We start from the raw sequence: 3,579 nt of genomic DNA on the forward strand, positions 1-3,579 counted from the left end.
GCCCGGGGACCGCACGGGTGGCACGGTCGCTCGCCGAACGAGGCTGCCGGTCGTTCGTTCAGCAGCGGCGTAACCTGACCGGCGTGCTGACGCGAGGCGCGGTGTTGCGCGAGGTCCCCGGTCGGTTCGAGACCGTCGAGCTCGAGGTGGACGACCCACGGTCCGGGGAGATCCGCGTGCGGATGGTCGCGTCCGGGCTCTGCCACTCCGACGACCACCACGCCACCGGCGACCAGAAGGTCGGGATCCTGCCCTTCGCGGGCGGTCACGAGGGGGCGGGGGTCGTGGAGGCGGTCGGGCCCGGGACCAGCGGGTTCGCCGAGGGCGACCACGTGGTCTTCTCCTTCCTCCCGGCCTGCGGGAAGTGCCGCTGGTGCGCCCACGGCATGCAGAACCTCTGCGACCTGGGGGCCTCGCTGGCCACCAACGCCCGGTGGGAGGACCCCACGTCCTTCCGGCTCGCCCTCGACGGCGCGCCCGTCGGCCAGATGTGCGGCATCTCGACCTTCTGCGAGTACACGACGGTGTCCACGGCGTCGGCGGTGCGGATCCCGAAGGACGTCCCGCTGGAGATCGCCTGCCTGACGGGCTGCGGTGTCGGCACCGGCTGGGGCGCGGCGGTCAACTCGGCGCAGGTCCGCCCGGGACAGGTCGTGATCGTGATGGGGATCGGCGGGATCGGGATCAACGCGGTGCAGGGCGCGGCGCACGCGGGCGCCTCCGCGGTGATCGCGGTGGACCCGGTGGAGTTCAAGCGCACCTCCGCGCTCGGCCTCGGCGCCACGCACGCCGTGGCGGACATCCGGGAGGCGGCCGACCTCGCCCGGTCCCTGACGAACGGGCAGGGCGCCGACGCGTCGGTCGTGACCGTCGGCGTCACGCTCGGCTCGCACGTGGGGCAGGCGCTGAAGGCGGTGCGCAAGGGCGGGACCTGCGTGGTCGTGGGGCTCGGGGACGTGCGCTCGCACGAGGGCGACATCCCGCTGATGGAGCTGGTGCTCTACCAGAAGCGGCTGCAGGGCTCGCTGTTCGGCGCGAGTGCGCCCAGCGCGGACATCCCGGCCCAGCTGGAGCTCTACCGGCAGGGCTCGCTGAAGCTGGACGAGCTGATCACCCGCCGCTACACCCTCGACCAGGTGGCCGAGGGCTTCGACGACATGCACGCAGGGCGCAACCTGCGCGGGGTCGTGGTCTTCTAGCGCCCTGGCTCAGGCCGCGATCCTGGTGGTGGTCGCCATGCCCTCGAGCACTGCGATGTTCAGCTCGAAGGCGCGGACCGCCTCGTCGCACACCCGGCGCTGCTCGATCTCGTCCCACGGCGCCTCGTCGAGCAGGGCGCGGTACCGCACCCGGAACCTCGACGGGCTGCCGAGCGCGGAGAAGTCGTAGAACAGCGCGCCGGGCCCGGTGATCCCGTACGTCTTCTCCAGGAGCTTGCCGACGACCTGTCCGCCTGCGAGGTCGCCCAGGTACCGGGTGTAGTGGTGGGCCACGAACCGCGCGGCGTCCGCCTCGCGGAGCCGGGCCGCGTACGCCTCGGTCTCCGGCAGCAGGCGGGGTGCGGCGACGGACCCGCCGAGCGCCGCGACGTCCTGCTCGAGGGCGGGCACGCGGTGCAGCTCGTCGATCACGAAGGGGCCCGCGACCGGGTCGGCGGCGAGCTCCGCGGCCTTGGCCTCGAGGGCGCCGTAGATCCCCAGGTACTGCTCGGCGAGCAGGGTGTACGCCTCGACGGGCAGCTCGCCGCCCAGCAGGGCGGCCATGTAGGTCGAGTGGTGCGCGCGCTCGTGGACGGCCATGGTGGCCTCCCGCAGTGCCTGGGACAACCCCACCGCGACCTCCTTTATCTGACGACCTGTCAGATAAAGGATAGAGCACCGGCCCGGGTGAGGCTAGCCTAAGTTCCGCGGACCATGCCGAGGACGATCCGGACGGCCGCCTCGATCGTCCCGCCAAGCTCGTCCGCCGGGACGTCCACGATCTGCCGCGCGCCGAGCGCGGCGGCGATCATCGCGACCAGCACGGCGGGATCGGCCGCGACCATCTCGCCCGCGGCCACACCCTCCCGCACGATCGTGCCCAGCCGGTCCGAGATCGGGTCCGCGTGCGCGGCGATCCGCCGGTAGGCGGCCGGGTCCAGCGCCTGGGCCAGCGCCTGCCCCGGAGGCAGGTGGAACTCCGCGAGCCGCTGCAGCTGCAGCCGCGCGAACACGGCCAGCCGCTCGGTCGGGGTGGGGGCCGCCGCGAGGGCGGCCTCCAGGTCCGTGACGTACCGCGCGGCCTCGTGCTCCACGAACGCGACCAGCAGGGCCTGGCGGTCCGGGAAGTGGTTGTAGATCGACGAGCGCCCGACGCCCGCCGCGGCGGCGACCCCGGCGAGGGTCACCGCGTCGAACCCGCGCTCGTAGAGCTGCTCGCGCAACGCGCCGAAGACACGGGTGCGCACCTCGTCGCGATGGGCGGCCAACGACCCCCCGAGCACCTTGGGCACGAGGCCAGAATAGCGGAGTACCCCGTGATCCACCTGCGCGAACGTGTCGAGCGAGACGCCCGCCGTCACCGTTCTGCCGGTTGACCGACCCCCTCCTTCCGGGCGAGGGTGGACCTGGGCGGTCGGACAGGGGAGGACACGCTGACTCAAGCGATGGAACGGTCGGTGTTCACCGCGGAGAGCATCACGCTGGACCACGGGACGGTGGCGCTGCGACTGTCCGGAGAGCTCGACGCGGACTCGGCGGCGCGTCTGCACGACTCGGTGCACGCCGCCACGGTCGGGGCCAAGGCCGTCGTGGTGGACCTGTCGGAGGTCACGGAGCTCGGCTCGGTGGGGGTCAGTGCGCTGCTCGGCGCCTACACCCGCTCCGGCGGGCGGGTGCACCTCGCGGGGCTGGACGGCCATCCCGCCGTCCGGCGGGTGGCGGCCCTGGTGGGTCTGGACCGGCACTTCACGGTGCACGAGGACGTCGAGGGGTTCCTGGCCGCCGTGCGCTGAGGCCCGTTTGCGATGCTGGCCGCATGCGGATCAGCGTCTTCGGCTTCCTGGGTGACGGTGCGGGCGGCTCGGTGGTCGACACGTTCGTCGCCGAGCTGGAGCGTATGCGGGCGGAGGGCTTCCGTCGCGTGTGGACGGCCCAGCTGCCGCAGGAGCCGGACCTGCTCACGGTGCTGGCGATCGCGCTGCGCGAGGTCCCGGACGTCGAGATCGGCACCGGGGTCGTCCCGATCCAGCCGCAGCACCCGATGTCGTTGGCGCAGAAGGCCCTCACCACCAACCTGGTGGGGCAGGGCAGGCTGACCCTCGGGCTGGGGCTCAGCCACCGCGCCGTCACCGAGGGCCAGTGGGGGGTGTCCTGGGACCGCCCGGTGCGGCGGATGAGCGAGTACCTGGACGGCCTGCTGCCGCTGTTGGCGGGCGAGCAGGCGGACGCGACGGGCGAGCTGCTCACCACCCGCGGCAGGCTCCGGATCCCGGGGGCGCCCGCCCCCGAGGTCTACCTCGCCGCGCTCGGCCCGCAGATGCTGCGGCTGGCCGGGCGCCGGACCGCGGGCACCGTGACCTGGATGACCGGCCCCCGGACA

The 3,579-nt window shown here is 73.4% G+C and carries 5 protein-coding genes; 3 read left to right on the forward strand and 2 right to left on the reverse strand.

Annotated elements, in window-relative coordinates:
* Positions 1-83 precede the first annotated feature (83 nt).
* Positions 84-1,199, forward strand: a complete 1,116-nt coding sequence (locus H5J29_RS25340) for an NDMA-dependent alcohol dehydrogenase (protein ID WP_181783532.1) — start codon at positions 84-86, stop codon at positions 1,197-1,199.
* A 9-nt stretch (positions 1,200-1,208) separates the two neighbouring features.
* Here the strand turns inward: H5J29_RS25340 and H5J29_RS25345 are convergent, their stop codons facing one another.
* Both H5J29_RS25345 and H5J29_RS25350 read right to left on the reverse strand, forming a co-directional pair.
* Positions 1,209-1,832 carry a biliverdin-producing heme oxygenase gene (locus tag H5J29_RS25345; RefSeq protein WP_312858400.1) on the reverse strand — a complete coding sequence of 208 codons (624 nt, stop codon included), beginning with the start codon at positions 1,830-1,832 and terminating at the stop codon, positions 1,209-1,211.
* Positions 1,833-1,897: 65 nt separating this feature from the next.
* Positions 1,898-2,491: a TetR/AcrR family transcriptional regulator gene (locus tag H5J29_RS25350; protein WP_181783533.1), complete on the reverse strand. Its 594-nt coding sequence runs from the start codon at positions 2,489-2,491 to the stop codon at positions 1,898-1,900.
* A 153-nt stretch (positions 2,492-2,644) separates the two neighbouring features.
* Here H5J29_RS25350 and H5J29_RS25355 point away from each other — a divergent pair, with 153 nt between their 5' ends.
* Positions 2,645-2,992 (forward strand): STAS domain-containing protein, encoded by a 348-nt coding sequence (locus H5J29_RS25355; RefSeq protein WP_181783534.1) that lies wholly within the window; start codon positions 2,645-2,647, stop codon positions 2,990-2,992.
* A 23-nt stretch (positions 2,993-3,015) separates the two neighbouring features.
* Positions 3,016-3,579 (forward strand): LLM class flavin-dependent oxidoreductase (locus H5J29_RS25360; protein ID WP_181783535.1); only part of this gene is annotated, 564 nt, incomplete at its 3' end.

The organism is Pseudonocardia pini (genome assembly GCF_013870575.1).
Lineage (GTDB): Bacteria > Actinomycetota > Actinomycetes > Mycobacteriales > Pseudonocardiaceae > Pseudonocardia > Pseudonocardia pini.

Coding starts and splice junctions, on each gene's coding strand:
- H5J29_RS25355 (WP_181783534.1), top strand. CDS start 2,645: ATGGAACGGTCGGTGTTCACCGCGGAGAGCATCACGCTGGACCACGGG.